The organism is Streptomyces sp. NPDC002463 (assembly GCF_042889835.1).
GTDB classification, from domain to species: domain Bacteria; phylum Actinomycetota; class Actinomycetes; order Streptomycetales; family Streptomycetaceae; genus Streptomyces; species Streptomyces nymphaeiformis.
In genome coordinates, this window is sequence record NZ_JBIARL010000014.1 from 221,420 (window position 1) to 247,963 (window position 26,544).

Genomic DNA, 26,544 nt, shown 5'->3' on the forward strand with positions numbered 1-26,544 from the left:
TGCTCCTTCCGGCCGTGCGAGGTTGAAGGAAACTTCCAAGGTGTCACGGATAGCCCGAAAGTAACTGCCAGGTCAAGGATCCGCGCAGGAATCGCCCGCGCACGGCCTCAGTCGGCAGAGGCGATCGAGGGCCAGAGCTCCTGGAGCGTACGGACCGTCTCCCGGATCGCCGGGCGCCGCGCCGCACCCGTCCGCCACATGGCGTGCAGCCGGCGCGTCGGCACCGGGTCGAGCCGCACCGGCACCACCTCGGCCGGCAGCGTCCCGCGTCCCAGGCGCGGGACCAGGGCGATCCCCAGACCGGCCGCCACCAGGGCCACCTGCGTGTGGTTCTCCTCCGCCTGATGGACGATCAGCGGTTCGTACCCCGTCGCCCGCAGCGTCCGCGTGAGCCAGTCGTGGCAGACCGTCCCCGGCGGCTGCGAGATCCACCGCTCCGCCGCGAGCTCCTCCCGGCGCACCGACTCCCGCGCCGCCAGCGGATGGTCCCGGTGGACGAGGATGTCGCACCGGTCGTCGCCGATGACCACCTGCTCGACCCCCGAGGGCGTCGGCAGCGGCGCGATGTCCCAGTCGTGTGCCACCGCCAGGTCGATCACGCCCCGCGCCACCAGGTCGACCGAGAGGTGCGGGTCCACCTCCGAGAGCCGGGCGTCGAGCTCGGGGTGGAGCCGGGCCAGCTCGGCGAGCGCCCGCGGCATCAGACCACGCGCCGCGCTCGCGAAGCAGCCGATCGCGAGCAGCCCCGCGGGCCGGCCGCGCCGTTCTTCGAGCCGTACCTCCGCCTCCTCGACGAGCGCCAGCAACTGGCGTGCGGTGGCGGCGAGTTGATGAGCGTCGTCGGTGAGCCGGATGCCGCGCCCGCTGCGTTCGACCAGGGTCGTACGGGTCTCCCGCTCCAGCTTCGCGATCTGCTGCGAGACCGCGGACGGGGTGTAGCCGAGGGCGGTGGCGGCGGCGCCGACACTGCCGTGGACGGCGACGGCGTGCAGGGCGCGAAGACGGCCGAGATCCAGCACGAGCGGCTCCCGAAGGGCTTGTCGATGTAGCGGTGCTTCATCCAACCATGTAGGAATCCGTGCTGGTGCTACACGGTCGGGGGCGGCCATGCTCGACGGCATGCGCCCCGCCCACATCGCCCTCGCCGCCCTGGTCGCCGCCGTCTGGGGAGTCAACTTCGTCGTCATCGAGATCGGCCTCGACCACTTCCCGCCGCTGCTCTTCTCCGCCCTCCGCTTCCTCGTCGCCGCCCTGCCGGCGGTGTTCCTCGTCGGTCGCCCGAAGGTCGCCTGGAAGTGGATCGTGGGCGTCGGACTTGTCCTCGGCGTGGCGAAGTTCGGGCTGCTCTTCACCGGCATGGACCTCGGCGCGCCCGCCGGGCTCTCCTCCCTCGTCCTCCAGGTCCAGGCCGTCTTCACCGCCCTCTTCGCCTTCGCGGCCCTCGGCGAACGCCCCGGGCGCGTCAAGCTCGCCGGGATGGCCGTCGCCCTCGCCGGCATCGGCGTCGCCGCCGTCGACGAGGGCGGCTCGGGCCCGCTCGCGGGCTTCGCCCTGGTGATCGCCGCGGCGGCCTGCTGGGGCGTCTCCAACGTCCTGACCCGCAAGGCCGCCCCGCCCGACGCGCTCAACTTCATGGTCTGGGTCAGCACCGTGCCGGTCCTGCCGCTCCTCGCCCTCTCCCTCCTCCTGGAGGGCCCCGAACGCGACCTCGCGGCCCTGCGCGGACTCGACTGGACGGGCGTCGGCGTCATCGTCTACGTCGCCTGGATCACCACGGTCTTCGGCTTCGGCGCCTGGGGCCGGCTCCTCCGCCGCTATCCCGCCTCCTCCGTCGCCCCCTTCTCCCTCCTCGTCCCCGTCTTCGGCATGTCCTCGGCGGCTCTGTTCCTGGGCGAGAGCGTGAGCCCGCTCCGCTGGTGCGCGGCAGCGCTCCTCGTCGGGGGTGTGGCGCTGACGTCCTTCCGGCGGAGGGCGGTCGAGGCGCCCGAGGCCAGGGTGCCGGTGCCGACGCCGACGCCTTCCGGGGGAGCGACACGATGACGCATCCGCAGCAGTACGGGCCTCCGCAGCCTCCTCCGTACGGGCAGCAGCCCGCGCAGCCGTACGCGTACGGGCAGGGGCAGGGATACGCGCGCGGCTGCGAGGTCTGCGGCGCGCAGCCCGCCGCGGCGGTGACCGTCCGGGCGCACCAGGGCATGATCGTCGTCATGCGCACGGTCACCCGGCGCGGTGTCCTCTGCCGCACCGGCGGCCTCGCCGTCTACCGGAAGACGACCTCCGACACCCTCGTGACCGGACGGTGGGGCCTGTTCTCGCTGTTCGTCACGCCGTTCGTCGTGCTCGGCAACGTCCTCGGCGCCCGCTCCGCGCTCCGCCGCCTCCCCGAGCCGTACGGCGCGCTGCGCCCGCTGCTCGACCCGGGCCGGCGGGTGCTGCGGCGGGCGCCCGCGATGCTGGTCCTCACCCCGCCGGCGCTCCTCGCGGGCCCCGGCGACGAGCACGCGGGCCTGTCCGTCGGCGACTGCGTCGCCAACACCGCCGAGTGGCCGAGCAGGCGCTCCTGAAGGTGGCCCGCGGCTCGCCGCAGGCCGAGTACCGCGTCGCGGACGAGGCGTCCTGCGGTCCGGAGGACCACCTCCTGCGCGCGGAATACTCGATCGACTCCCCGGGGAAGCCGGGCTACTGTGTCAGGCCGTTGTGACCGTACGGCGCTGAGAGGCACTGCCCCGCATGACCTTCGAGAACGTCACCGTCGACAGCGCCGAACCCGCCCCCGGCATCGTCCTGCTGGCCGGGATCCCCGGGAGCGGCAAGAGCACCGTCGCGGCGGCCCTCGCGGCCCGCTTCGCGCGCGCCGCGCACGTCGAGGTCGACCACCTCCAGGAGCTGATCGTCCAGGGCGGCCGCTGGCCGAGCCCGGACGGCGACCCGGAGGCCGACCGGCAGATCCTGCTGCGCGCCCGCCACGGCTGCCTCCTCGCGGACAGCTTCGCCGCGGCGGGCTTCCTGCCGGTCCTCGACGACGTGGTCGTCCGCCGCTCCCACCTGGACTTCTACCGCGCCCACGTGCAGGCGGTCCCGCTCCACGTGGTGATCCTGGCCCCGGGCCCGGACAAGGCCTGGGAACGGAACAACGCCCGCCACAAGAAGCTGACGACGAACTGGGCCTTCCTGGACGAGGCGATGCGCGCGGAACTCTCCGGCGAGGGCGTCTGGATCGACAACGCGGACCAGACGGTCGAGGAGACGGTCGACGCGGTCCTCGCGGCGACGGGCCTGACCGCCTACGCGGACGCTCAGGCCGACGCGGACGCGAAGGCCGCGACGGGCTCGTAACGCTCGCCGACGTCCCCGAACAGCCCCTCCTCCACCAGAGGCCGAGCCGCGCGGCCCGGCGGAAGCCGAGCGCGTCGAGCCGGGTCCGGGCAGCGGCAGCTCACCGCCGAAGCCCGCGTACTTCCGCAGGGTGTGTGGCGCGCTCAGCCCTCGGAGCGCGGAAAGCCGTCCGTCTTCACGACGATCTCGCGCCCTTCGAGGGGGATGTGCGTATCCCTCGAAGGGCGCGAGATCGTCGGGCCTCCGTGCGGAGACAGCTCACCGCAGCGCCCCGCTACCCCCGCGGCGCCGCCGTCGACCCCCGTACCACCAGCTCCCCCGGCACCGTCTCCACGCCGTCCGCCGGTGGCTCCGTCGTCGACATCGCCAGGCGGCCCGCCCGTACCCCCGCCTCGTGGAGGGGGAGGCGGACCGTCGTGAGGGACGGGACCGCGTCCGTCGAGAACGGGAGGTCGTCGAAGCCCGCGACCGAGACGTCGCCGGGGATGGACAGGCCCCGCTCCCGCAGGGCCGCGCAGACGCCCAGGGCCACCGTGTCGTTGGCCGCGACGACCGCCGTGAGGTGCGGGTCGCGGGCGAGGAGCTCGGCCGTCGCCTCGTGGCCGGAGCTCCGGTCGTACGGCCCGTGGACCGTCGGGCCCTCGGCGACCCCGGCCGCCGCGAGCGCCTCCCGGTGGCCCTCCAGGCGGTGCCGGGTGGTGGTGCGGTCGGTCGGGCCCGCCACGTAGCCGATCCGCCGGTGGCCGAGGCCGAGGAGGTGCTCGGTGAGCTGCCGCGCGCCGCTGCGGTTGTCGAAGACCAGGGCCGCCGCGCTCGCGTCGCCCGGCACCGGCGGGCGCCCGCACAGCACGACCCGCGTTCCGGCCTCCGACAGCTTCGTCAGCTTGCCCGCCGTCGCCGCCAGGTGCTCCGGGTCCTCCAGGGCGCCGCCCATGAGGATCACGGCCGCCGCCCGCTGCCGCTGGAGCAGGGTGAGGTAGGTCAGCTCGCGCTCGGGGGAGCCGCCGGTGTTGCAGACGACGGCGAGCTTCTCGCCCCCGCCGCGCCCCGTGGCGCTCTCCCCGATCGCGCTCTGCGCCGCACTCGCCATGATCCCGAAGAACGGGTCGGCGATGTCGTTGACGAGGACGCCGACCAGGTCGGAGGTGGCGGCGGCGAGGGCGCTCGCGGGGCCGTTCAGGACGTAGTCCAGCTCGTCCACGGCCCGCAGCACCCGCTCCCGGGTCGACGCGGCGACCGGGTAGTTGCCGTTCAGGACGCGGGAGACGGTTGCGGGGGAGACCCGTGCGCGGGCGGCCACGTCCGCCAGGGTGACGGTCATCGCGTGCGTACCTCCAGGGCCCTTGTCGGCGGCGATGTCGGCAGGCTAGCGTCCCCCTCGATAGAAAGCGCTTTCTTTCCTGAGGGCGCCGAGCACCGGGGAGAGGAACCTTTCGTGACACGCAGGACAGTCCGCATCGCCATGAACGGCGTCACCGGGCGCATGGGCCACCGCCAGCACCTCGTCCGCTCGATCCTCGCCCTGCGCGAACAGGGCGGCCTCGACCTCGGCAACGGCGAGACCCTCTGGCCCGAGCCCGTCCTCGTCGGCCGCCGCGAGCCCGCCCTGCGCGCCCTCGCCGAGCGCCACGGCCTCACCGAGTGGTCCACCGACCTCGACGCCGTCCTCGCCGACGACAGCATCGACATCTACTTCGACGCCCAGGTCACCTCCGCCCGCGTCGACGCCCTCACCAGGGCCATCGCCGCCGGCAAGCACGTCTACACCGAGAAGCCCACCGCCGCCGACCTGGCCGGCGCCCTCGAACTCGCCCGCCTCGCCGAGGCGAAGGGCATCAAGCACGGCGTCGTCCAGGACAAGCTGTTCCTCCCCGGCCTGCTCAAGCTCAAGCGGCTCGTCGACGGCGGCTTCTTCGGCGAGATCCTGTCCGTACGCGGCGAGTTCGGCTACTGGGTCTTCGAGGGCGACTGGCAGGACGCCCAGCGCCCCAGCTGGAACTACCGCGCCGAGGACGGCGGCGGCATCGTCGTCGACATGTTCCCGCACTGGGAGTACGTGCTCCACGAGCTGTTCGGGCGCGTCACCTCCGTCACCGCGACCGTCGCCACCCACGTCCCGCGCCGCTGGGACGAGCAGGGCAAGCCGTACGAGGCCACCGCCGACGACGCCGCGTACGGCACCTTCCGGCTGGAGGGCGGCGCCATCGCCCAGATCAACTCCTCCTGGACGGTCCGCGTGAACCGCGACGAGCTCGTCGAGTTCCAGGTCGACGGCACGGAGGGCTCCGCCGTCGCGGGACTCCGCAACTGCCGCGTCCAGCACCGCTCGGCGACCCCGAAGCCCGTGTGGAACCCGGACATCCCCGCCACCGAGGCCTTCCGCGACCAGTGGCAGGAGGTCCCCGACAACGCCGAGTTCGACAACGGCTTCAAGGCCCAGTGGGAGCTCTTCCTCCGGCACGTCGTCCTCGACGAGCCGTACCACTGGGACCTCCTCGCCGGAGCCCGCGGCGTCCAGCTCGCCGAACTGGGCCTGAAGTCCGCCGCCGAGGGCCGCCGCCTGGACGTCCCGGAGGTGACCCTGTGACGCTCCGCCTCCCCGTCCCGGGCGGCTCCACGCGCGCGTACGAGCCCCGCACCGAACCCCTCGCGCTCTCCACGGCCGGCCCGCTGACCTCCCGTACGGTCTTCTCCGCCGCGCACGTCGTCGCCGACCCGTACGCCGACACCACACCCGACGCCCCGGCCGCCGTCGACTGGGACGCCACCCTCGCCTTCCGCCGCCACCTCTGGTCCCACGGCCTCGGGGTCGCCGAGGCCATGGACACCGCCCAGCGCGGGATGGGACTCGACTGGGCCGGCGCGGCGGAGCTGATCCGCCGGTCGGCGGCGGAGGCCCGCGGCGTCGGCGGCCGGATCGCCTGCGGCGTCGGCACCGACCAGCTCACCGGCCCGGCCTCCCTGCCCGAGGTCCGCGCGGCGTACGAGGAACAGCTCGCGCTCGTCGAGGAGTCGGGTGCGCAGGCCGTCCTCATGGCCTCCCGCGCCCTCGCCGCCGCCGCGACCGGCCCCGAGGACTACCTCGACCTCTACGGCCACCTGCTCCGGCAGGCGGGCGAGCCGGTGATCCTGCACTGGCTGGGCCCGATGTTCGACCCGGCGCTCGACGGCTACTGGGGCTCGCGCGATCTGGACGCCGCCACCGAGACCTTCCTCGACGTGATCGCCGCGCACCCCGACAAGGTCGACGGCATCAAGGTCTCCCTCCTCGACGCCCGGCGCGAGGTCGGACTGCGCCGCCGCCTCCCGGAGGGCGTCCGCTGCTACACGGGCGACGACTTCCACTACCCGGAGCTGATCGCGGGCGACGAACAGGGCTTCAGCCACGCCCTGCTCGGCATCTTCGACCCGCTGGGCCCGCTGGCGGCAGAGGCGGTGCGGCTCCTGGACACGGGAGACGAGGAGGCCTTCCGCAAGACGCTGGACCCGACGGTGGAACTCTCCCGCCACCTCTTCGAGCCCCCCACCCGCTTCTACAAGACGGGCGTGGTGTTCCTGGCCTGGCTGGCCGGCCACCAGGACCACTTCGCGATGGTCGGCGGCCTGCAGTCGGCCCGTTCGCTCCCGCACCTCGCCCGCGCGTACGAACTCGCCGACGGCCTGGGCCTGTTCCCGGACCCGGCCCGCGCGGAGTCCCGGATGCGCTCGCTCCTCACGACGTACGGAGTCCCCCAGTGAACCCCGACCGCTTCGGCATCAACCAGATGACGGTGAAGCAGCTCGCCCTCCCCGACCTCGTGCGGGAGTGCGTACGGCTGGGAATCCCGGGCGTGGGGCTGTGGCGCGAACCGGTTCGGGAGTACGGGGTCGAGGCGGCGGCCGCCCTGGTGCGGGACGCGGGCCTGACCGTCACCACCCTCTGCCGGGGCGGCTTCTTCACGACCGACGGCTGGGAGGCGGAGAACCGCGCGGCGATCGACGAGGCCGTCACGCTCGGCACGGACACCCTCGTCCTGGTCTCGGGCGGCCTCACCCCGTCCTGCCCGGACCTGTTGTCCGCCCGGGCGCGCATCGCCGAGGCGATCGGCATCCTCGCCCCCTACGCGGGCGAACGCGGAGTCCGCCTCGCGATCGAGCCGCTCCACCCGATGTACGCCTCCGACCGGTGCGCGGTCTCGACCCTGGACCAGGCCCTGGAGATCGCGGAGCGCTTCCCCGCGACCCAGGTCGGCGTCACGGTCGACACGTACCACCTCTGGTGGGACGACCGGGCCCCGGCGGCGGTGCGGCGCGCGGGCGCGGCGGGCCGCATCCACTCCTTCCAGCTCGCCGACTGGACCACCCCCCTCCCCGCCGGCGTCCTCACCGGCCGAGGCCAACTGGGCACGGGCGCGATCGACCTCGCGGCCTGGACGTCCCTCGTGGAGAAGGCGGGCTACACGGGTCCGATCGAGGTGGAACTCTTCAACGACGCCCTGTGGGCGAGGGACGGGGTGGAGGTCCTGGAGGAGACGCTGGAGGCGTTCCTGGCGGTGTGACGCGCCACCGGCCGGCGCGGCGGTCTTCGACGCCCCGAACCGGACGGTGCTCCGCCCCCGTCGACGTGGGGGCGGAGCACCGGGCGACCGGGCGTCAGGGGATCAGCACGGGCGGATGTGCCACACCGGCGACCACGAGGCCGTTCCGCTCTGCGGGGCCCTGCTGGTCCACCTGAGGCTGCCGTCCTGGTTGTAGAACCTCGCGACGGTGCCCGAGGTCTGGTTGTTGTTGAAGTACCCGTCGCCGATGCCGGAGAAGTCGTAGTAGCCGCAGTAGTAGTAGTCCCAGCGGCTGCCGTTGCCGTCCTGGATGCAGAGGTGGCCGTAGCTGCAACTGATGGCGGCGGCACCGGCGGTGCCGGTGGCGGAGAAGGTGACCGACCCGCCGGGCATGGTCGCCTTGCCCTCGGCGAGCTGGCGCTCACCGGGATGGCTCGCCAGGTAGGCGTCGACCTTCTGCTGAAGGCCGTCCGCCCGGTCGGCCGCGGGTGCGGCCGACGCGGTGCCGGACAGCAGTTGGCCGGCGGTCAGCACCACGGCCGCACCCGTCATCGCCAGGCTCTTGATCCAGTTCATGCCGCTGTTCCCCTTCACGTCGGTGGCTTCGGCGGCCGGTCGTGACCGTCGCCGGAAGGCACGCCCATCGTTCCGGCGGCGCGGGATGCCCTGAAGGGCGAATCAGGACAGTCTGGTGGCAAGCGTCGCCATCTTGACGAGGCTGCTCAAACGCCCTTTCCGGGGATGGGCAGCGCATTCCGCGCGGGCGGTCGTCGTGGCCGGGACGACCGAACGCGCCATGTGGCGAAACAACGCCATCCCGACGCCCGCCGCACGATGTCCGACCTCTTCGCTACGGTCGAGACATGTCCAACGACGGTCGCGGGCCCGCAGTGCTCGAAGGTGTGCTGGAGCGGATCACCTACGCCAACGAGGAGAACGGCTACACCGTCGCCCGGGTCGACACCGGGCGTGGTGGTGGGGAGCTGCTCACCGTCGTCGGGGCGTTGCTCGGCGCGCAGCCGGGGGAGTCGCTGCGGATGGAGGGGCGGTGGGGGTCGCATCCGCAGTACGGGAAGCAGTTCACCGTCGAGAACTACACGACCGTGCTGCCCGCCACCATCCAGGGCATCCGGCGCTATCTCGGGTCCGGGCTCGTCAAGGGCATCGGGCCCGTCTTCGCCGACCGGATCACGACGCACTTCGGGCTCGACACCCTCGACATCCTCGAGGAGTCGCCCGGCCGGCTGATCGAGGTCCCGGGGCTCGGGCCCAAGCGGACCAAGAACATCACCGCCGCCTGGGAGGAGCAGAAGGCGATCAAGGAGGTGATGGTCTTCCTCCAGGGGGTGGGAGTGTCCACCTCCATCGCCGTGCGGATCTACAAGAAGTACGGGGACGCCTCCATCTCCGTCGTGCGGAACCAGCCCTATCGGCTTGCCGCCGACGTGTGGGGCATCGGGTTCCTCACCGCCGACAAGATCGCCCAGGCCGTCGGCATCCCGCACGACAGCCCCGACCGGGTGAAGGCCGGCCTGCAGTACGCCCTGTCCCAGTCCAGCGACCAGGGGCACTGCTTCCTGCCCGAGGAGCGGCTGATCTCCGATGCCGTGAAGCTGCTGCAGGTCGACACCGGGCTCGTCATCGAGTGTCTGGGCGAGCTGGCCTCGGATCCCGAGGGGGTCGTACGCGAGACCGTTCCCGGACCCGAAGGCGCGCCCGTCACCGCCGTGTACCTCATCCCCTTCCACCGCGCCGAGCTGTCCCTCGCCGGGCAGCTCCGGAGGCTCCTGCGGGCCGAGGACGACCGGATGCCGGCCTTCCGGGACGTGGCCTGGGACAAGGCGCTCGCCTGGCTCGCCGACCGGACGGGGGCGTCGCTCGCGCCCGAGCAGGAGGAGGCCGTGCGTCTCGCCCTCACCCGGAAGGTCGCCGTGCTCACCGGCGGCCCCGGCTGCGGCAAGTCCTTCACCGTCCGGTCGATCGTCGAGCTGGCCCGGGCCAAGAAGGCCAAGGTGGTGCTCGCCGCGCCCACCGGACGGGCCGCCAAGCGGCTCGCCGAGCTGACCGGCGCCGAGGCGTCCACCGTGCACCGGCTCCTTGAGCTGAAGCCGGGCGGGGACGCCGCGTACGACCGGGACCGGCCCCTCGACGCCGACCTGATCGTCGTCGACGAGGCTTCCATGCTCGACCTGCTCCTCGCGAACAAGCTGGTCAAGGCCGTGGCTCCGGGTGCCCATCTGCTGCTCGTGGGGGACGTCGACCAGCTGCCGTCGGTCGGCGCGGGCGAGGTCCTGGGTGATCTCCTCGCCCCCGGCAGTCCCGTACCGGCCGTGCGGCTGACCCGGATCTTCCGGCAGGCCAAGGAGTCCGGCGTGGTGATGAACGCGCACCGGATCAACGCCGGCACCCCGCCGCAGACCCAGGGGCTGCCGGACTTCTTCCTCTTCGCCGAGGAGGAGACGGAAGACGCCGCCCGGGTCGCGGTGGAGGTCGCGGCCCGCCGGATTCCGGCCAAGTTCGGCCTGGACCCGCGCCGGGACGTCCAGGTCCTCGCCCCGATGCACCGGGGCCCGGCGGGCGCGGGCTCGCTGAACGGTCTGCTCCAGCAGGAGATCACACCGGCCCGCCCGGACCTGCCGGAGAAGCGGTTCGGCGGGCGTGTCTTCCGTGTCGGTGACAAGGTGACCCAGATTCGGAACAACTATGAGAAGGGGGCCAACGGGGTCTTCAACGGTACGGTCGGCGTCGTCACGGCACTGGACACCGTCGAGCAGCGGCTGACCGTGCGGACCGACGAGGACGAGGAGGTGCCGTACGACTTCGACGAGCTGGACGAACTCGCCCATGCGTACGCGGTCACCATCCACCGTTCGCAGGGCAGCGAGTATCCGGCGGTGGTGATTCCGGTCACCATGAGCGCCTGGATGATGCTCCAGCGGAACCTGCTCTACACGGCCGTGACCCGGGCCCGGAAGCTGGTCGTCCTGGTCGGCTCCCGTCGGGCGATCGCCCAGGCGGTCCGTACGGTCTCGGCGGGCAGGCGCTTTACCGCACTCGCCCATCGGCTCACAGGGGACGCCCTCGTGTGAAAGATCACGGAGGACTACCGGAACCGGGGCGAAGGGGGCAGGATATGAAGGTTGGCGGCACTGAGTGCCGCCGAATGGCCCAATGAGCGACCCCGAGTGCACTCTCCTGAGCCAAATGGGGGATGGTAGAGACAGTCAGGGCACCTCGAAGAAGAGGCACTACGTCGGTGAGGGATGACGTGAGCGACAACTCTGTAGTACTGCGGTACGCGGACGGTGAATACACCTACCCGGTGGTCGAGAGCACCGTCGGCGACAAGGGCTTCGACATCGGCAAACTCCGAGCCCAGACCGGTCTGGTCACCCTTGACAGCGGATACGGCAACACCGCCGCCTATAAATCCGCCATCACCTACCTCGACGGTGAGCAGGGCATTCTGCGGTACCGCGGCTACCCCATCGAGCAGCTGGCCGAGCGCTCCACCTTCCTTGAGGTGGCGTACCTGCTGATCAACGGTGAGCTGCCGAAGGTCGACGAGCTGTCGACCTTCAAGAACGAGATCACGCAGCACACCCTGGTCCACGAGGACGTCAAGAACTTCTTCCGCGGCTTCCCGCGGGACGCCCACCCGATGGCGATGCTGTCCTCGGTGGTCTCCGCGCTGTCCACCTTCTACCAGGACAGCCACAACCCCTTCGACGAGCAGCAGCGTCACCTCTCCACGATCCGCCTGCTCGCCAAGCTGCCGACGATCGCGGCGTACGCGTACAAGAAGTCGATCGGTCACCCGTTCGTCTACCCGCGTAACGACCTCGGCTACGTCGAGAACTTCCTGCGCATGACCTTCTCGGTCCCCGCCCAGGAGTACGACCTCGACCCGGTCGTCGTCTCCGCGCTCGACAAGCTGCTGATCCTGCACGCGGACCACGAGCAGAACTGCTCGACCTCCACCGTGCGTCTGGTCGGCTCCTCGCAGGCGAACATGTTCGCCTCGATCTCCGCCGGCATCTCGGCCCTGTGGGGCCCCCTGCACGGTGGCGCCAACCAGTCGGTCCTGGAGATGCTGGAGGGCATCCAGGCCAACGGCGGCGATGTCGACTCCTTCATCCGCAAGGTGAAGAACAAGGAGGACGGCGTCCGCCTGATGGGCTTCGGCCACCGGGTGTACAAGTCCTTCGACCCGCGCGCCAAGATCATCAAGGCGGCGGCGCACGATGTCCTCTCGGCGCTCGGCAAGTCCGACGAGCTGCTCGACATCGCGCTCAAGCTGGAGGAGCACGCGCTCTCCGACGAGTACTTCGTCTCGCGCAACCTCTACCCGAACGTGGACTTCTACACGGGCCTGATCTACCGGGCCATGGGCTTCCCGACCGAGATGTTCACGGTCCTCTTCGCCCTCGGCCGCCTCCCGGGCTGGATCGCCCAGTGGCACGAGATGATCAAGGAGCCGGGCTCCCGCATCGGCCGCCCGCGCCAGATCTACACGGGCGAGGTCCTCCGCGACTTCGTCCCGGTCGAGGCCCGCTGACGCCAGGCTGACGCGCCCGGCGAGTGAGCCGAAGGGGCGCGTCGGTGTCGAGGCGGCGAACGCGCGGAGGCCCGACGAAGGAGGGTCGAGCGCGATCGTCGCCTCGACACCGGCTCCAGCGCCCCGGAGGCGAACCGAGCCTCGAAGAAGAAGTGCGAAAAGCGCCCCGCCACCGATCCCCCCACGGGTCGGCGACGGGGCGCTTTCCATATCCCGGTGCGGATTCCCCCCACGGGATCCGGGCCGGGCGTCTTGCGCGCGGTCTGCCGGGGTACGTACGGGAGGGCCGCTCAAAGCTCCCCGGTGCACGTGCCCCGGCCGCGCTTGCCTGGGACGTCCCCCAAGACATCCCATGAACGTCCCCCAAGACGTTCTTGGCATCGCCCACTTAGACTCGCGAACAGCCCAGATGGTTACCCCCCAATATCTGTGATCTAGATCTCTTTGTGAAGGTCCTGTGCGTCACACGTGGGTGAATTCACGTGAAGCGCCGCAGACGAAGGCTGTTGGATACGACGAAGACGGACGAAAAGGCCATGGCCAGGCCTGCGATCATCGGGTTGAGAAGTCCGGCCGCCGCGAGGGGGAGCGCGGCGAGGTTGTAGCCGAAGGCCCAGCCGAGGTTGCCCCGGATCGTCGCCAGGGTCCGCCGTGCCAGCCGGATGGCGTCCGCCGCGACCCGCAGGTCGCCCCGCACCAGGGTCAGGTCGCTCGCCTCGATGGCCGCGTCGGTGCCCGTCCCCATCGCGAGCCCGAGGTCGGCCGTCGCGAGCGCGGCGGCGTCGTTCACCCCGTCGCCGACCATCGCGACCGTACGGCCCTCGTCCCGGAGCCGCCGGACCACCTCGGCCTTCTCCTCGGGCAGCACCTCCGCGATCACCTCGTCGATGCCCACCTCGGCCGCCACGGTCTCGGCGACCGCACGGTGGTCCCCGGTGAGGAGGACGGGCCGCAGCCCCAGGGCGCGCAGCCGGGCGACCGCCTCGGCGCTGGTGTCCTTGACGGTGTCGGCGACGGTCAGGGTGCCGCGGGCCACTCCGTCCCAGGCGACGTGGACGGCGCCGGGCTCCGTCGTCGCGGGCGCCTCGACGCCCTCGGAGGCGAGCAGGGCGGCGCGTCCGACGAGGACGAGCCGGCCGTCGACGGAGCCGCGCACGCCGAGGCCCGGCACGTTCTCGAAGGTCTTCGGGGTGGGGAGCTCCCCGCAGCGCTCGGCGGCGCCGGCGGCGATCGCGCGGGCGACCGGGTGCTCGGAGGAGTGCTCCAGGGCGCCCGCGAGCCGCAGCAGCTCGGTCTCGTCGGCGGAGTCGGCGCCGTACCGACCGCCGTACACGTGCACGCCGGTCAGCCGCATGCGGCCGGTGGTGACCGTCCCGGTCTTGTCGAGGACGACCGTGTCGACGCGGCGGGTGGACTCCAGGACCTCGGGGCCCTTGATGAGGATGCCGAGCTGGGCGCCGCGGCCCGTGCCGACCATGAGGGCGGTCGGGGTGGCGAGGCCGAGGGCGCAGGGGCAGGCGATGATCAGGACGGCGACGGCGGCGGTGAAGGCCGCGGTGACGTCGCTCGTCACGAGGAGCCAGGTGACGAGGGTGGCGAGGGCGATGAGGATCACGACCGGGACGAAGACGGCGGAGATCCGGTCGGCGAGCCGCTGCACCTCGGCCTTGCCGCTCTGGGCCTCCTCGACGAGCCGCGCGATCCTGGCCAGTTGGGTGTCGGAGCCGACCCGGGTGGCCTCGACGACGAGCCGGCCCGAGACGTTGACGCAGCCGCCGGTGACGGCGGAGCCGGGGGTGACGTCCAGGGGGAGCGACTCGCCGGTGAGCAGGGAGGCGTCGACGGCGGACGCGCCCTCGACGACGGTGCCGTCGGTGGCGATCTTCTCACCGGGGCGTACGACGAAGAGGTCGCCGGTACGGAGCTCGCCGACGGGTACGCGTACCTCCCCGTCGTCCTTGAGTACGGCCACGTCCTTGGCGCCCAGCTCCATCAGGGCCCTCAGCGCGGTGCCCGCCTTCCGCTTGGCGCGGGCCTCCAGGTAGCGGCCGAGGAGGATGAAGGTGACGACTCCGGCGGCGACCTCCAGGTAGATCGCGGAGGAGGCGTGGGCGCGGTCGGCGGTGAGGTCGAAGCCGTGCCGCATGCCGGGCATGCCGGCGTCGCCGAGGAAGAGGGCCCAGAGGGACCAGCCGTAGGCGGCGAGGGTGCCGACCGAGACGAGGGTGTCCATGGTGGCGGCGCCGTGCCGGAGGTTCGTCCAGGCGGCCCGGTGGAAGGGGAGGCCGCCCCAGACGACGACGGGGGAGGCGAGGGTGAGCGAGAGCCACTGCCAGTAGTCGAACTGGAGGGAGGGGACCATGGCGAGCAGGACCACGGGCGCCGCGAGGAGCGCGGAGACGGTGAGCCGCTGCCGGAGGGAGGCGAGCTCGGGGTCCTCCGGCTCGTCCTGCTGCTCCTCCACGGGCGGGGCGGGTTCCTCGGCGGTGTAGCCGGTCTTCACGACGGTGGCGATCAGCGCGTCGACGCCGACGTCCGGGGCGTGCTCGACGCGCGCCTTCTCCGTGGCGTAGTTGACGGTGGCGGTGACGCCGTCCATCCGGTTGAGCTTCTTCTCGACGCGGGCGGCGCAGGAGGCGCAGGTCATCCCGCCGATCGTGAGCTCGGTGACGGTGGTGCTGGGCATGTGCGTTTCCAAAGGGGAGCAGGGCCGTACCGATAACGGTACGGCCCTGCGGCGCCGGTGCGACGAGGGGTCAGGCCAGCTCGTAGCCGGCCTCGTCCACGGCGGCGGCGACGGCCTCGCGGTCGAGCGCGGCGGCGGAGACGACGGTGACCTCGCCGGTCTTGGCGACGGCGGTGACGGAGGAGACGCCGGGGATCTCGGAGATCTCGCTGGAGACGGCGCCCTCGCAGTGGCCGCAGGTCATGCCCTTGACCTGGTAGACGGTGGTCAGTTCGGTCGTGGTCTCTGCGGACATGGCGCTCTCCTCCTGGGTGGTTCGGGGTCTTACGATAGCGAGACTATACCCCTGGGGGGTATAAATCCAGCGCGTGGATCCAGGACGTGAATCCGGTGGTCGGTGCGGAGCTCATGGTAGACACCCGATATGTCGCATTCGGGGAGCACGCTCATCCTGATCATGGCGATCGCCGTCCTGGCGCCGCTGCTCGCCTACGGGGTGGGGCGATGGCTCCCCGTCCCGCTCGTCATCTTCGAGATCCTGCTCGGCATCCTCATCGGCCCCGACGTCCTGGACTGGGCCCGGCCCGACGCGCTGATCGACGGGCTCTCCCAGCTCGGCCTCGCGATGCTGATCTTCCTCGCCGGGTACGAGATCGAGTTCGGCAAGGTCCGCGGCGACACCCTCAGGCGCTCCGTGTGGGCCTGGGTGATCGCCCTCGCCCTCGGCCTCGGCACCGGCGTCCTGCTCGGCGGCGGCTACACCAAGGGCGTCTTCATCGGCGTCGCCCTGACCAGCACCGCGCTCGGCACCGTGCTGCCCGTGCTGCGGGACGCCGGCGACCTCCACGGGCGGTTCGGCACGGTCGTCATGGCCTTCGGCGCGGTCGGCGAGTTCGGCCCGATCATCGCGATGGCGCTGCTGCTCAGCGGCCGGGGCGCCGCCGAGTCCACCGTCCTCCTCGCCGTCTTCGCCGCGCTCACGGCGGGGGCCGTCTACTGGGCGCTGCGGCCCCGACCGCCGTGGTTCTCGAGGGTCATCGCCCGGACCCTGCACAGCAGCGGCCAGTTCGCGGTCCGCTTCGTCTTCCTGCTGCTCGCCCTGATGCTGGGGGCGTCGACGGCGCTCGGGCTCGACGTGCTGCTCGGCGCCTTCGCCGCCGGACTCATCACCCGGCTCGTGCTGACCGGCGCCGCGCCCGACTCCGGACCGCAGATCCTGGAGAAGGTCGAGGGCGTCGGCTTCGGCTTCCTCGTCCCCGTCTTCTTCGTCGTCACCGGGATCGAGTTCGACCTGGACTCGCTCCTCGGCGGGGGCAGGACCCTGCTCCTGCTGCCGGTCTTCCTGCTGCTCTTCCTCGTCGTGCGCGGCGGGCCGATCTGGTTCCTCGCCCCGCGCGACCTCGGCCGTACGGACCGGAGCGGCCTCGTCCTGTACGGCTCCACGGCGCTGCCGCTCGTCGTCGCCATCACCACCATCGGCGTGGACGACAAGGAGATGACGGCCGGCGAGGCGGCGGCGCTCGTCGGGGCCGGCATGCTCTCCGTCCTCGTCTTCCCGCTGCTCGCCCTGAAGCTGAGGGCGGGGGCGGGGCCGGGGGAGAAGAGGCTGCCCGCCGAGTCGGTCAGCGGGGCGGAGTCGTGGTGACCGGGGCCGTGGCGGCCGGGGTCTCGACCAGCGGGGAGAGGTAGCGCAGGAGGACGGTCTTCAGCTCGGCGATGGTCGCGTCCCGCTCGGCTCCCTCGGGTGCGGCGAGGACGAGCCCGAGGCCGCCCTTGAAGATCGCGAAGACCATGTCGGCGACGCGGCCGCGCTCGGCGGCGGAGAGGCCCGGGGCGTAGTGCCCGATCACCCCCTGCACCGTGGCGAGCAGGTTGGCGTGCAGGGCGTCGTGCTCCTCGGCGATCCGGCCGGGCACCTCGGAGCCGTGCATCAGGGCGAGGAAGACCGGGTGCTCGCAGTTGAAGGCGATCATCGGGTCGACGACGACGTCCAGCATCTCGGGCAGCGGCAGGGCGAGGTTCTCCTGGGTGAACGCCTGGCCGTGTGCCTCCCGCATCTCGCCGAGGAGGCGCTCGCCGAGCTCTACGGCGATGGCCTCCTTGTTCGGGAAGTACTGGTAGAGCGTGCCGGGGGAGACGCTCGCCTCCCGGGCGATCGCGTTGGTGCTGGTCGCCGTGTACCCGTACGCGCAGAAGACTCTCGCGGCGGCCTGGAGCAGCTGCGCGATGCGGCGTTCGCCGCGGGCCTGGCGGCGGCGCGGCTTCGGTTCTTCGGACACGTCTCCGGACATGGCTGTCTCCGGCCCTCCTCGGCACGTTTGACAAACACGAGAGGTCGCTCGCATTCTTGGGAAACGCGAGCGATCACTCGTGTTTGCCAGTCTATGGCAATGGGCGGCCCCCGCGACCTGCCGGGAAGCGCGTGCGGGGACCACGGTGAAGGGGACACCGCGTCATGTCCGAAGTCAAGAAAACGACTCCCGGTGGGGGATGGACGCGGTTCGTCACCGCCCGCCCGCGCCTCACCCTCCTGGTCGCGCTCGTGCTCACCGCACTCGCCGTCCTCGCGGGCGGCGGCGTCGCCGACCGCATGGGCAGCGGCGGCTGGGAGGACCCGGCCGCCGAGTCCACGTACGCCACCAAGGCCCTGGAGAAGCAGTTCCCGGGCTCCCAGCCGAACGTGCTGCTCCTCGTCGACGCGGGCACCCCCGGTGTCGACAGCCCCGCCGCCGCCGCCGAGGCCCGCGGGCTCGCCGAGCGCCTCGGCGCCGAACCGGGCGTCGAGGGCGTCGGCTCCTACTGGTCCACCGGCTCGCCCGCCCTCCGCTCCGAGGACGGCCACCAGGCCGTGATCGCCGCCCGGATCCCCGGCGACGAGAAGGACGCCGCCGCCGTCCTCGACCGCATCGCCCCCGCGTATCGGGGGACCCACGGCCCCGTCGAGGTCTCCCTCGGCGGCGGACTCGCCGTCCGGCACGAGATGCAGACCGTCATCCAGGAGGACCTGCTGCGGGCCGAGCTCATCGCCCTGCCCGTCACCCTCGTCCTGCTCGTCATGGTCTTCGGCAGCGCCGTCGCCGCCCTCCTGCCGCTCGGCGTCGGCATCGTCGCCATCCTCGGCACCAACGCCGTCCTGCGCGGCATCACCGAGTTCACCGACGTCTCCGTCTTCGCGCAGAACCTGACGACCGCCCTCGGGCTCGGACTCGCCATCGACTACGCCCTGTTCGTCGTACGCCGCTACCGCGAGGAGCTCGCCGCCGGCGCCGACACGCACACCGCCGTCCGCACCACCCTGCGCACGGCCGGCCGGACCGTGCTCTTCTCCGCCCTGACCGTCGCCGTCTCGCTCGCCGCGATGCTGGTCTTCCCGCAGTACTTCCTGCGCTCCTTCGCGTACGCCGGGATCGCCGTCGTCCTGCTCGCCGCCACCGCCGCGCTCACCCTGCTCCCGGCCGCCCTCGTGCTGCTCGGCGACCGGGTCAACGCCCTCGACCTGCGGCGCCTCCTCCGGCGCGGCAGGGCGCCCCGGGAAGAGGGCGCGGGCTGGGCGCGGGCCGCCGGCCTCGTGATGCGGCGGGCGCCCGTCTTCGCCGTCGTCACCACCGCCGGTCTCGTCCTCCTCGGACTGCCCTTCCTGGGCGTGAAGTTCGGCACCGCCGACGACCGCCAGCTTCCCGTCACCGCCTCCTCCCGCGTCGTCCAGGACCAGCTGCGGGACGGCTTCCCCGGCAACCCCGGCGGCGGCATCACCGTCCTCGCCGAGGGCACCGCCACCCCCGCGCAGTACGCCGGCTACCGCGACCGGATCGCCGCCCTCGACGGCGTCGTCCGCGCCGAGGGGCCCGTCACCACCGGCGGCGGCGCCGCCTACTTCACCGTCGTGCCCGAGGGCGAGACCGTCGGTGCCGGAGCCCAGCGGGTCGTCGGCGAACTGCGCACGGCCGAGGCGCCGTTCGCGACCTCCGTCACCGGACCCGCCGCCGTCCTCGTCGACTCCAAGCACGCCATCGCCGACCGGCTGCCCTGGGCCGCCGGGATCATCGTCCTCGTCACCCTGCTCCTCGTCTTCCTGCTCACCGGCAGCGTCGTCGTCCCCGTCCAGGCCGTCCTCCTCAACGCCCTCAGCCTCACGGCCATGTTCGGCGCCGTCGTCTGGGTCTTCCAGGAAGGACACCTCGCGGGACTCCTCGGCTTCACCTCCACCGGCGACATCGAGACCACCCTGCCCGTCCTCATGTTCTGCGTGGCCTTCGGACTCTCCATGGACTACGGGGTGTTCCTGCTCTCCCGCATCAAGGAGGAGTACGACGCCACCGGCGACCACGAGCACTCCGTCCGCTTCGGACTGCGCCACACCGGCGGCCTGATCACCGCCGCCGCCGTGATCCTCGCCGTCGTCATGGTCGCCATCGGCACCTCCCGCGTCACCAACACCAAGATGCTCGGACTCGGCGTCGCCCTCGCCGTCCTCATGGACGCGATGGTCGTCCGCAGCCTCCTCGTCCCCTCCGTGATGAGGCTGACCGGCCGCCTCACCTGGTGGGCACCGGGGCCGCTGCGCCGCTTCCACGACCGCTTCGGAATCAGCGAGAACGAAGAGAAGGACACGTACAACCCTTCGGATACCCCGGATGTCATAGAGGTGTCCGAGGAGTGGCGGGAAGCCGCTTCCTCACGTCAATAAGCCTTAAAACTTGGGGGAGTTCGTGGCGCGTATGCGTGCAGGCCTGGTTCTGGCGACGGCCCTCGTCGCCGGCATCGCACCGGTGGCGCTCGGGGGAGCAGTGGCCGCGGCCGCGCCGGCGGTGAACCGGGCGGAGGCCGTCGTGGAACCCGGCACGGTGGTCCAGGACGGGGGCCGGACGAAGGTGTGGGCCGGCGACGAGGGCCCGGGGACGATCCGTTTCCGCGCCTCGCTGCCGGCCGGGGTGACCGGGCCGGTGACGGCCACGATCGGGTTCGCCAAGCCGGTCTCGGAGTGGCCCGGGGCCGGCGTCACGTCGGAGCGGCTCGCGACCAACATGGGCAGGATGACGACCTGGTCGGTGGACGGGTCCGCCCCGGCGGCCCTGACGTGGCACGTGACCGGCGACGAGGCGGGCGAGCCGATCGCCGCCGACGTTCCGGCCGTCGAGGCGAAGGCCGCCCTGAACTACGCGGTGACGCTCGACCTGTCGTCCGCCGACCGCTGGTTCGGCTCGCTCGACCTGTCGGTGACCCTGAAGGACGCCCGGGGGAACGTCGTCTCGAAGGGCGCCGTCGGCGTCGACGCCGCCCTCGGCACCCCCGAGGCGGCCTTCCGCGGCGCCGTCCACGCCCGCGACAAGGACGGCGTCCTGTGGCGGTACGAGGGGACCGGCTCGGCCGACGGCAAGCTGACGGCGCGCAAGCGCGTCGGCGGCGGCTGGAACGCGTACACCGCGATCGTGCCCGTCGGCCGCATCACCGCGGACGGGCGGGGCGACGTGTACGCCCGCGACAAGGCCGGCGTCCTCTGGTACTACGAGGGCTCCGGCAACCCGGACGCCCCGTTCAAGCCGCGCGTGCGCGTCGGCGGCGGCTGGAACGCCTACACCGCGATCGCGACCAATGGTTCCGGCCTGGTCGCCCGCGACAAGGACGGCGTCCTGTGGAACTACATCGCCTACCGGTCCACCCTCTATCCGCGCGCGCGTGTCGGCGGCGGCTGGAACACCTACACGCAGATCAGCGGATACGCCGACGGCCTGGTCGCCCGTGACGCGGCCGGCGTCCTGTGGAAGTACAACCGCGCCACCGTCGCACCGTCGTCGAGCAAGCCGTTCGACGCACGGGCGAAGGTCGGCGGCGGCTGGAACGCCTACAACACGCTTGCCGGCACGTGGGATCTCGGTCGCTGGAACCACCTCGACCTGCTCGCCCGCACCACGACCGGCGACCTCTACGCCTACCAGGGCAAGCCGTCCGGCTTCGGCTGGGTCCCGGGGACCCGCACCAAGGTCGGCCACGGCTGGAACGTCTACAACGTCGTCATCTGAGTGATCCGACGAGAACGCCGGGGGGATCCATGAGACACACCATCCGCACATCTCTGGTCGCGGCGGGCGCCCTGCTCGCCGCTCTGGTCCCCCCGGCCGCCGGAGGGGCGACGGCACTCGCCGCGCCCCTCGCGGTGTCCGAGCAGGCCCCCGGGACCGTCGTCCAGAGGGGCGGCACCCTCTCCGTCCCCTCGGGCGAAGAAGGGCCCGCCACCAGCTACTTCGGGGCCGCGCTGCCGGCCGGCGCCACCGGCACCGTGAAGGCCCGGCTGGTCCTGTCCGACCTCTTCTGGCCGCCCGAAGGCTCCGACGAACACATCCCCTCCGAGCTGTACTACACGCGATGGTCCTGCTCCGTGAACGGCGGCGCGTTCGTCGACTGCCCGTACGGGCGCGAGGGCCTCGTCCTGCCGGAGACCGCGGCAGCCCCGTTCGTCACCTACGCCGTCCGCGTCGACGCCGGCTCGTACGCGGCCAACGACCGCTCCCTCCACGGCTCCTTCGATGTCACCGACGCGGCGGGCGGCCGGATCGCCACCGGCCCGGCCGGGTTCGCGTTCGTCCCCGGCACCCCCGAGGCCGAGTTCCGCACGGTCCTGCACGCCCGTGACCGCGCCGGAGTGCTCTGGCAGTACGAGGGCACCGGCAGGCCGTCGGCGCCGTTCAAGCCGCGGCAGCGGGTCGGCGGCGGCTGGGGCGGCTACACCGCGCTCACCCGGCTCGGCCCGGCGACCGCCGACGGCAAGGGCGACCTCGTGGCCCGCGACCGGGACGGCGTCCTCTGGTACTACCGGAACTCCGGCACCCTCTCCGCCCCCTTCTGGCCGCGCGTGCGCATCGGCGGCGGCTGGAACGCGTACACCGCCCTCATCGGCACCCCCGACGGACTCTTCGCCCGCGACCGGGACGGCGTCCTGTGGAACTACCCGCGCGCCGCCGGCGCCCCCGCTCCCGCCTCCGCCCCGTTCGCCCCGCGCGTGCGCATCGGCGGCGGCTGGAACGCGTACACCGCCCTCACCTCGGTCGCCGGCCTCAGCGCGAACATCCTCGCCAGGGACACCGGCGGAGTGCTCTGGGCCTACCGGCCCAGCTATTCGTCCGACCCCGCCGTCCCCCTGCGGCCGCGCGTCCGCGTCGGTGGCGGCTGGAACGTCTACACGGCCCTCGCCGGCACCGGCGACCTGGGCTTCCACACCGATCGGGACCTCCTGGCCCGCGACCGCGACGGCAGGCTCTGGGCGTACGAGGGCGACTACGCCGGCGTCCCCGCCGCGACCCGCACCGCGGCCGGCTGGGGCTGGAACATCTACGACACCCTCCTCTGACCGAAGCCAGACGGAATCCCGAAGAAAGCCTGGGGGAAACGCCATGAGACAGCTGCGCAGAGCCCTCGTCACGGCGGGACTCGCCCTCGCCCTCACCTCCTCCGCCCTGGCCGGCGGGGCCGCCACGGCCACCGCCGCGCCCGAACCCGGCACGATCACGCAGGAGGGCGGCCCGCTGCGCGTGCCGGCCGGTGAGGAGGGGCCCGTCACCACCCGGCTCACCGTCACCCTGCCGCCCGGAGTCAAGGGGCCGATCCGGAGCGAGCGCCTGGGCTTCCTGGCCGCCTACGGAACCCCGGGAGACCGGCCCGGACCGCGGATCACCTCGACCTGCGCCGTCGACGGCGGGGCCTTCGAGCCCTGCCCCTGGGCCTCGCCCGACCCGGAGACGGTCGACGGCATCTGGCTCCTGTTCGACCTGCCGGCGGCCCAGGTGCCCGAAGGCGCCTCCAGCGTCACCTACGACATCACCATGGACGTCGGCTCGGACTTCGCCCGGTTCGGCTACATCTCCACCGCCGTCGACCTGCACGACGCGACCGGCACGGTCGTCGCGCGCGGCGAACTGGCCTTCTCCTTCGAGCGGGGCACCCTCGAGGCCTCCCTCCGGACCTCGCTGCACGCCCGCGACCGGAACGGCGTCCTCTGGCAGTACGACGCCACCGGGCGCATCGGCACCCCGCTCAAGCCGCGCAAGCGGGTCGGCGGCGGCTGGAACGCGTACACCGCCCTCACCAAGCTCGACCGCACGACCGCCGCCGGCGCGGGTGACCTCGTGGCCCGCGACCGGGACGGCGTCCTCTGGTACTACCGGGGCAGCCGGCGGGAGGGCGCGCCCTTCGAGCCGCGCCGACGGGTCGGTGGAGGCTGGAACGTGTACACCAGCCTCACCGGACTGCCCGGCGGCGACCTCTACGCCCGCGACCGGGACGGCGTCCTCTGGCGCTACCCCGCAACCCATTGGGTCGAGCACCCGTTCGGGCGCCGGGTGCGGGTCGGCGGCGGGTGGAACGCGTACACGAGCATCGTCGCCTTCGGGGACGGCCTGATCGCCCACACGCCGGACGGCCGGCAGTGGCGCTACGAGAAGGCCGACGACTGGGATCCGGCCGTGCCCTTCAAGCCCCGCCGCGCCGTCGGCGGCGGCTGGAACGCCTACACCGCCCTCGCGGGGATGGGCAGGATCGACCCCGAAGCGTACGGCGACGAACAGTCCCTCGCCGCCCGGGCCAGGGACGGGAAGCTCGTGGTCTACGGCGTGGTGAAGTTCGACGGGAAGAGCGAGCCGTACTACCCGAGGCCCGGCGGCTGGGGTTGGAACATCTACGACCTGCTCGTCTGAGAACGGTGGAGGCCCCCGCCCGCGGGCGGGGGCCTCCACCGGAGGCGAGCGGGGTCAGTCGCGGCGCGCCCGGTTGCCGGGGCGGCTCGCGACCCAGGCACGGATCGTGTCCACGTACCAGTACGGCTTGCCCGACTCCACCTGGTCCGGCGCCGGGAGCAGCCCGTGCTTCCGGTAGGAGCGGACCGTGTCCGGCTGCACACGGATGTGTGCGGCGATGTCCTTGTACGACCAGAGCCTTCTGTCCGTCATGCCCGGTACCTCCCTGCGCGCCGCGCAGCGGCGGCGGGGGTGCCGTTCGGGGGCGCTGCGCGGCGGGCGGTTGATCAGCCTTTGCCCCGTGCAACGCCCCTCCCGACAGGAGGGCAGCGGCTGTCGAGCGCCTGTGACGCAAAGCCCGCGTAACGGAGACATATGTGACGGCAGGGAGACCCGCGTGACGGAAGCGGAACACGCGGCTGTCGGTGTGTCCGCGTGCGTCACCCCTGGTCAGAGCGGTATGCGCGGGGCCGCGTGCCCGTCATACGCCGCACGAGCGGAGGAAGCTCCGGGTCCGCAGGGCGATCGGGTACGGCGCGTCCGGCTCGCACGGGTACATGTCCTGCTCGACGATCGCGAACAGGTCCACGTCCAGGGCCGACGCGGCGGCGAGCACCGGTTCCAGCGCGGGCACCCCCGACGGCGGCTCGCACATCACGCCCCGCGCCACCGCGGGACCGAACGGCACCCCCTCGGCCACCACCCCGGCGAGCACCTCCGGGTCGACCTGCTTGAGGTGGAGGTAGCCGATCCGCTCCCCGTACGTCTCGATCAGCTTGACGCTGTCCCCGCCGGCGTACGCGTAGTGCCCGGTGTCCAGGCAGAGCGCGACCGCGTCCGGATCGGTCGCGTCGAGGAAGCGCGCCACGCTCTCCTCGCCGTCGATGTGGGTGTCGGCGTGCGGATGGACCACGATCCGCAGCCCGTACCGCTCGCGCACCTCACGCCCCAGACGCTCCGTCAGCCGCGCCAGGTCCCGCCACTGGCCGGCCGTGAGCACGGGCTCCTCCAGGACCTCGCCGGTCCTGTCGTCCCGCCAGAACGACGGGATGACCACCAGATGCTCCGCGCCCACGGCCTGCGCGAGGGCGGCGTTCTCGGCGACGTGCGCCCAGGTCCGGTCCCAGACGTCCGGGCCGTGGTGGAGGCCGGTGAAGACGGTCCCCGCCGAGACCCGCAGGCCGCGCCGCGCGGTCTCCTCCATGAGGACGGCCGGATCGGTGGGCAGATAGCCGTACGGACCCAGCTCGATCCACGTGTAGCCGGCGCCCGACACCTCGTCGAGGAACCGCTGCCACGGCACCTGTCGGGGGTCGTCGGGGAACCACACCCCCCACGAGTCGGGGGCCGATCCGATACGGATCCGGGACGGTGGCGACGGCTGCGGCGACGGCTTCGTCATGCCTGCCACCTTGGCCGCGGGCCGAGAGCAGCGTCAAGCGGTGGGGTCGTCCGAATGTCCGGACATATCGTTGACACGCCTCCCGGCGGACGACTAGACCTGGGGACGGAGCCGACGGCGGTCCGACCGAGAGGTGGCGCGTGGAGACGGAGCCGTACGACCTGATCGCCATGGGGCGCCTCGGCGTGGACCTCTATCCGCTCCAGACCGGCGTCGGACTCGACCGGGTCGACACCTTCCGCAAGTTCCTCGGCGGCTCCGCGGCCAACGTCGCCGTCGCCGCGGCCCGCCTCGGCCGCCGTGTCGCGCTCGTCTCGCGCACCGGTGCCGACCCCTTCGGCACCTATCTGCGCCGCGAGCTCAAGGGCTTCGCCGTGGACGACCGCTGGGTGACGGAGGTCGACGCGCACCCCACGCCCGTCACCTTCTGCGCGCTCTTCCCGCCCGACGACTTCCCGCTGTACTTCTACCGCCGCCCGCAGGCCCCCGACCTGGAGATCCGGCCCGGCGAGCTGGACCTCGACGCGATCCGCGCCGCCCGGGTCTTCTGGGCGACCGGCACCGGCCTGTGCGCCGAACCCAGCCGCTCCGCGACCCTGGAGGCGCTGCGGGCCAGGTCCGGCCGGGAGACGACGGTCCTCGACCTGGACTGGCGGCCGATGTTCTGGACGGATCCTTCGGCGGCGCGCCCGTACTACACCGAGGCGCTGCGGCACGCGACCGTTGCCGTCGGCAACCTCGACGAGTGCGAGGTCGCCACGGGGGAGCGGGAGCCGGAGGCCGCCGCCCGCGCGCTCCTCGCCGGCGGCCCGGTCCGCCTCGCCGTCGTCAAGCAGGGCCCCGCGGGCGTCCTCGCGCTCGCCGCCGACGGAACCCGCGCCGAGGTGCCGCCGCTGCCGGTCGAGGTCGTCAACGGACTGGGCGCCGGCGACGCGTTCGGCGGGGCGCTCGTCCACGGACTGCTCGCAGCCCAGGACCTCGCCACGACCCTGCGCCACGCCAGCGCCGCGGGCGCGATCGTGGCGGGCCGCCTGGCCTGCTCCTCCGCGATGCCGGACGCGGCGGAGATCGCGGAGGCCCTCGCGACGGGCACGGGAACTCTCCCGGAGAAGAAGGGGTAGGGATCTCCGCCATGAGCCCCGACCGCCCCACCGAAACCCCCGGCCCGACCGGAGCCGGCCCCGCCCGGCCCGCAACGGGCCCCGCCCCGACCGCTGTGGGCGCCGGCCGCCCGGCCACGGGTGCCGCTCCGGCCGCTGTGGGCGCCGGCCGCCCGGCCACGGGTGCCGCTCCGGCCG

At 72.6% G+C, this 26,544-nt stretch carries 23 protein-coding genes; 15 read left to right on the top strand and 8 right to left on the bottom strand.

Annotation, left to right across the window (positions count from 1 at the left end; genetic code table 11):
* Window positions 1-107 precede the first annotated feature (107 nt).
* On the bottom strand, window positions 108-1,019 hold the full coding sequence (locus ACFYX3_RS27580; RefSeq protein ID WP_389018546.1) for a LysR family transcriptional regulator: 912 nt from the start codon (window positions 1,017-1,019) through the stop codon (window positions 108-110).
* 100 nt (window positions 1,020-1,119) lie between these two features.
* Between ACFYX3_RS27580 and ACFYX3_RS27585 the strand changes: the two genes are divergently transcribed.
* The 4 genes from ACFYX3_RS27585 to ACFYX3_RS27600 are packed head-to-tail and all read left to right on the top strand — an operon-like array spanning window position 1,120 to window position 3,336.
* On the top strand, window positions 1,120-2,040 hold the full coding sequence (locus ACFYX3_RS27585; RefSeq protein ID WP_389018549.1) for an EamA family transporter: 921 nt from the start codon (window positions 1,120-1,122) through the stop codon (window positions 2,038-2,040).
* Complete coding sequence (locus ACFYX3_RS27590; RefSeq protein WP_389018553.1) at window positions 2,037-2,564, top strand: hypothetical protein; 528 nt, start codon at window positions 2,037-2,039, stop codon at window positions 2,562-2,564. The genes ACFYX3_RS27585 and ACFYX3_RS27590 overlap by 4 nt, the downstream gene beginning before the upstream one ends.
* The gene (locus tag ACFYX3_RS27595; protein ID WP_389018556.1) at window positions 2,543-2,701 is read left to right on the top strand and encodes a hypothetical protein; all 159 of its coding nucleotides are present in this window, start codon (window positions 2,543-2,545) and stop codon (window positions 2,699-2,701) included. The genes ACFYX3_RS27590 and ACFYX3_RS27595 overlap by 22 nt, the downstream gene beginning before the upstream one ends.
* Window positions 2,702-2,730: 29 nt before the next feature.
* Window positions 2,731-3,336, top strand: a complete 606-nt coding sequence (locus tag ACFYX3_RS27600; protein ID WP_389018559.1) for an AAA family ATPase — start codon at window positions 2,731-2,733, stop codon at window positions 3,334-3,336.
* Window positions 3,337-3,610: 274 nt separating this feature from the next.
* On the opposite strand, the gene ACFYX3_RS27605 is transcribed toward ACFYX3_RS27600, so the two are convergent.
* On the bottom strand, window positions 3,611-4,657 hold the full coding sequence (locus ACFYX3_RS27605) for a LacI family DNA-binding transcriptional regulator (protein ID WP_382658650.1): 1,047 nt from the start codon (window positions 4,655-4,657) through the stop codon (window positions 3,611-3,613).
* A 114-nt stretch (window positions 4,658-4,771) separates the two neighbouring features.
* On the opposite strand from ACFYX3_RS27605, the gene ACFYX3_RS27610 reads away from it, so the two are divergent.
* The 3 genes from ACFYX3_RS27610 to ACFYX3_RS27620 are packed head-to-tail and all read left to right on the top strand — an operon-like array spanning window position 4,772 to window position 7,874.
* A complete protein-coding gene (locus tag ACFYX3_RS27610) occupies window positions 4,772-5,923 on the top strand; it encodes a Gfo/Idh/MocA family protein (protein ID WP_389018563.1) in 1,152 nt (383 codons plus the stop codon).
* Window positions 5,920-7,074: a dihydrodipicolinate synthase family protein gene (locus ACFYX3_RS27615; RefSeq protein WP_389018566.1), complete on the top strand. Its 1,155-nt coding sequence runs from the start codon at window positions 5,920-5,922 to the stop codon at window positions 7,072-7,074. The genes ACFYX3_RS27610 and ACFYX3_RS27615 overlap by 4 nt, the downstream gene beginning before the upstream one ends.
* A complete protein-coding gene (locus ACFYX3_RS27620) occupies window positions 7,071-7,874 on the top strand; it encodes a sugar phosphate isomerase/epimerase family protein (RefSeq protein WP_389018569.1) in 804 nt (267 codons plus the stop codon). The genes ACFYX3_RS27615 and ACFYX3_RS27620 overlap by 4 nt, the downstream gene beginning before the upstream one ends.
* Before the next feature lie 102 nt (window positions 7,875-7,976).
* Here the strand turns inward: ACFYX3_RS27620 and ACFYX3_RS27625 are convergent, their stop codons facing one another.
* Window positions 7,977-8,450 carry a hypothetical protein gene (locus ACFYX3_RS27625; protein ID WP_389018572.1) on the bottom strand — a complete coding sequence of 158 codons (474 nt, stop codon included), beginning with the start codon at window positions 8,448-8,450 and terminating at the stop codon, window positions 7,977-7,979.
* A 287-nt stretch (window positions 8,451-8,737) separates the two neighbouring features.
* Here ACFYX3_RS27625 and ACFYX3_RS27630 point away from each other — a divergent pair, with 287 nt between their 5' ends.
* Both ACFYX3_RS27630 and ACFYX3_RS27635 read left to right on the top strand, forming a co-directional pair.
* On the top strand, window positions 8,738-10,963 hold the full coding sequence (locus tag ACFYX3_RS27630; RefSeq protein ID WP_389018575.1) for an ATP-dependent RecD-like DNA helicase: 2,226 nt from the start codon (window positions 8,738-8,740) through the stop codon (window positions 10,961-10,963).
* A gap of 179 nt (window positions 10,964-11,142) precedes the next feature.
* The gene (locus ACFYX3_RS27635) at window positions 11,143-12,432 is read left to right on the top strand and encodes a citrate synthase (protein WP_030685223.1); all 1,290 of its coding nucleotides are present in this window, start codon (window positions 11,143-11,145) and stop codon (window positions 12,430-12,432) included.
* A 478-nt stretch (window positions 12,433-12,910) separates the two neighbouring features.
* On the opposite strand, the gene ACFYX3_RS27640 is transcribed toward ACFYX3_RS27635, so the two are convergent.
* Together ACFYX3_RS27640 and ACFYX3_RS27645 are read right to left on the bottom strand one after the other, a co-directional pair.
* Window positions 12,911-15,118, bottom strand: a complete 2,208-nt coding sequence (locus ACFYX3_RS27640) for a heavy metal translocating P-type ATPase (protein WP_389018581.1) — start codon at window positions 15,116-15,118, stop codon at window positions 12,911-12,913.
* Window positions 15,119-15,188: 70 nt separating this feature from the next.
* The gene (locus tag ACFYX3_RS27645; RefSeq protein ID WP_389018584.1) at window positions 15,189-15,413 is read right to left on the bottom strand and encodes a heavy-metal-associated domain-containing protein; all 225 of its coding nucleotides are present in this window, start codon (window positions 15,411-15,413) and stop codon (window positions 15,189-15,191) included.
* Window positions 15,414-15,542: 129 nt separating this feature from the next.
* Here ACFYX3_RS27645 and ACFYX3_RS27650 point away from each other — a divergent pair, with 129 nt between their 5' ends.
* Window positions 15,543-16,763 (top strand): cation:proton antiporter, encoded by a 1,221-nt coding sequence (locus tag ACFYX3_RS27650; RefSeq protein ID WP_389018587.1) that lies wholly within the window; start codon window positions 15,543-15,545, stop codon window positions 16,761-16,763.
* On the opposite strand, the gene ACFYX3_RS27655 is transcribed toward ACFYX3_RS27650, so the two are convergent.
* Window positions 16,741-17,409 carry a TetR/AcrR family transcriptional regulator gene (locus tag ACFYX3_RS27655; RefSeq protein ID WP_389018590.1) on the bottom strand — a complete coding sequence of 223 codons (669 nt, stop codon included), beginning with the start codon at window positions 17,407-17,409 and terminating at the stop codon, window positions 16,741-16,743. The two genes, ACFYX3_RS27650 and ACFYX3_RS27655, sit on opposite strands and share 23 nt — an antisense overlap.
* 164 nt (window positions 17,410-17,573) lie before the next feature.
* Here ACFYX3_RS27655 and ACFYX3_RS27660 point away from each other — a divergent pair, with 164 nt between their 5' ends.
* The 4 genes from ACFYX3_RS27660 to ACFYX3_RS27675 are packed head-to-tail and all read left to right on the top strand — an operon-like array spanning window position 17,574 to window position 23,805.
* The gene (locus ACFYX3_RS27660) at window positions 17,574-19,805 is read left to right on the top strand and encodes an MMPL family transporter (protein ID WP_389018594.1); all 2,232 of its coding nucleotides are present in this window, start codon (window positions 17,574-17,576) and stop codon (window positions 19,803-19,805) included.
* A 31-nt stretch (window positions 19,806-19,836) separates the two neighbouring features.
* Complete coding sequence (locus ACFYX3_RS27665) at window positions 19,837-21,138, top strand: hypothetical protein (protein WP_389018597.1); 1,302 nt, start codon at window positions 19,837-19,839, stop codon at window positions 21,136-21,138.
* 29 nt (window positions 21,139-21,167) lie between these two features.
* Complete coding sequence (locus ACFYX3_RS27670) at window positions 21,168-22,463, top strand: tachylectin-related carbohydrate-binding protein (protein WP_389018600.1); 1,296 nt, start codon at window positions 21,168-21,170, stop codon at window positions 22,461-22,463.
* A 43-nt stretch (window positions 22,464-22,506) separates the two neighbouring features.
* On the top strand, window positions 22,507-23,805 hold the full coding sequence (locus tag ACFYX3_RS27675) for a tachylectin-related carbohydrate-binding protein (protein ID WP_389018603.1): 1,299 nt from the start codon (window positions 22,507-22,509) through the stop codon (window positions 23,803-23,805).
* A gap of 54 nt (window positions 23,806-23,859) precedes the next feature.
* Here the strand turns inward: ACFYX3_RS27675 and ACFYX3_RS27680 are convergent, their stop codons facing one another.
* Complete coding sequence (locus tag ACFYX3_RS27680; RefSeq protein ID WP_376593768.1) at window positions 23,860-24,057, bottom strand: helix-turn-helix transcriptional regulator; 198 nt, start codon at window positions 24,055-24,057, stop codon at window positions 23,860-23,862.
* A 268-nt stretch (window positions 24,058-24,325) separates the two neighbouring features.
* Window positions 24,326-25,246: a sugar phosphate isomerase/epimerase family protein gene (locus ACFYX3_RS27685; protein WP_389018607.1), complete on the bottom strand. Its 921-nt coding sequence runs from the start codon at window positions 25,244-25,246 to the stop codon at window positions 24,326-24,328.
* A 170-nt stretch (window positions 25,247-25,416) separates the two neighbouring features.
* On the opposite strand from ACFYX3_RS27685, the gene iolC reads away from it, so the two are divergent.
* Window positions 25,417-26,367: a 5-dehydro-2-deoxygluconokinase gene (gene iolC, locus ACFYX3_RS27690; RefSeq protein WP_389018686.1), complete on the top strand. Its 951-nt coding sequence runs from the start codon at window positions 25,417-25,419 to the stop codon at window positions 26,365-26,367.
* Window positions 26,368-26,544 lie beyond the last annotated feature (177 nt).

What these genes read in the sequence shown, in the direction of transcription:
- ACFYX3_RS27585 (WP_389018549.1), top strand. Translation starts at nt 1,120, where the DNA reads ATGCGCCCCGCCCACATCGCCCTCGCCGCCCTGGTCGCCGCCGTCTGG.
- ACFYX3_RS27590 (WP_389018553.1), top strand. Translation starts at nt 2,037, where the DNA reads ATGACGCATCCGCAGCAGTACGGGCCTCCGCAGCCTCCTCCGTACGGG.
- ACFYX3_RS27600 (WP_389018559.1), top strand. Translation starts at nt 2,731, where the DNA reads ATGACCTTCGAGAACGTCACCGTCGACAGCGCCGAACCCGCCCCCGGC.
- ACFYX3_RS27605 (WP_382658650.1), bottom strand. Translation starts at nt 4,657, where the DNA reads ATGACCGTCACCCTGGCGGACGTGGCCGCCCGCGCACGGGTCTCCCCC.
- ACFYX3_RS27625 (WP_389018572.1), bottom strand. Translation starts at nt 8,450, where the DNA reads ATGAACTGGATCAAGAGCCTGGCGATGACGGGTGCGGCCGTGGTGCTG.
- ACFYX3_RS27630 (WP_389018575.1), top strand. Translation starts at nt 8,738, where the DNA reads ATGTCCAACGACGGTCGCGGGCCCGCAGTGCTCGAAGGTGTGCTGGAG.
- ACFYX3_RS27640 (WP_389018581.1), bottom strand. Translation starts at nt 15,118, where the DNA reads ATGCCCAGCACCACCGTCACCGAGCTCACGATCGGCGGGATGACCTGC.
- ACFYX3_RS27645 (WP_389018584.1), bottom strand. Translation starts at nt 15,413, where the DNA reads ATGTCCGCAGAGACCACGACCGAACTGACCACCGTCTACCAGGTCAAG.
- ACFYX3_RS27650 (WP_389018587.1), top strand. Translation starts at nt 15,543, where the DNA reads ATGTCGCATTCGGGGAGCACGCTCATCCTGATCATGGCGATCGCCGTC.
- ACFYX3_RS27655 (WP_389018590.1), bottom strand. Translation starts at nt 17,409, where the DNA reads ATGTCCGGAGACGTGTCCGAAGAACCGAAGCCGCGCCGCCGCCAGGCC.
- ACFYX3_RS27660 (WP_389018594.1), top strand. Translation starts at nt 17,574, where the DNA reads ATGTCCGAAGTCAAGAAAACGACTCCCGGTGGGGGATGGACGCGGTTC.
- ACFYX3_RS27665 (WP_389018597.1), top strand. Translation starts at nt 19,837, where the DNA reads ATGCGTGCAGGCCTGGTTCTGGCGACGGCCCTCGTCGCCGGCATCGCA.
- ACFYX3_RS27670 (WP_389018600.1), top strand. Translation starts at nt 21,168, where the DNA reads ATGAGACACACCATCCGCACATCTCTGGTCGCGGCGGGCGCCCTGCTC.
- ACFYX3_RS27675 (WP_389018603.1), top strand. Translation starts at nt 22,507, where the DNA reads ATGAGACAGCTGCGCAGAGCCCTCGTCACGGCGGGACTCGCCCTCGCC.
- ACFYX3_RS27680 (WP_376593768.1), bottom strand. Translation starts at nt 24,057, where the DNA reads ATGACGGACAGAAGGCTCTGGTCGTACAAGGACATCGCCGCACACATC.
- ACFYX3_RS27685 (WP_389018607.1), bottom strand. Translation starts at nt 25,246, where the DNA reads ATGACGAAGCCGTCGCCGCAGCCGTCGCCACCGTCCCGGATCCGTATC.
- iolC (WP_389018686.1), top strand. Translation starts at nt 25,417, where the DNA reads ATGGGGCGCCTCGGCGTGGACCTCTATCCGCTCCAGACCGGCGTCGGA.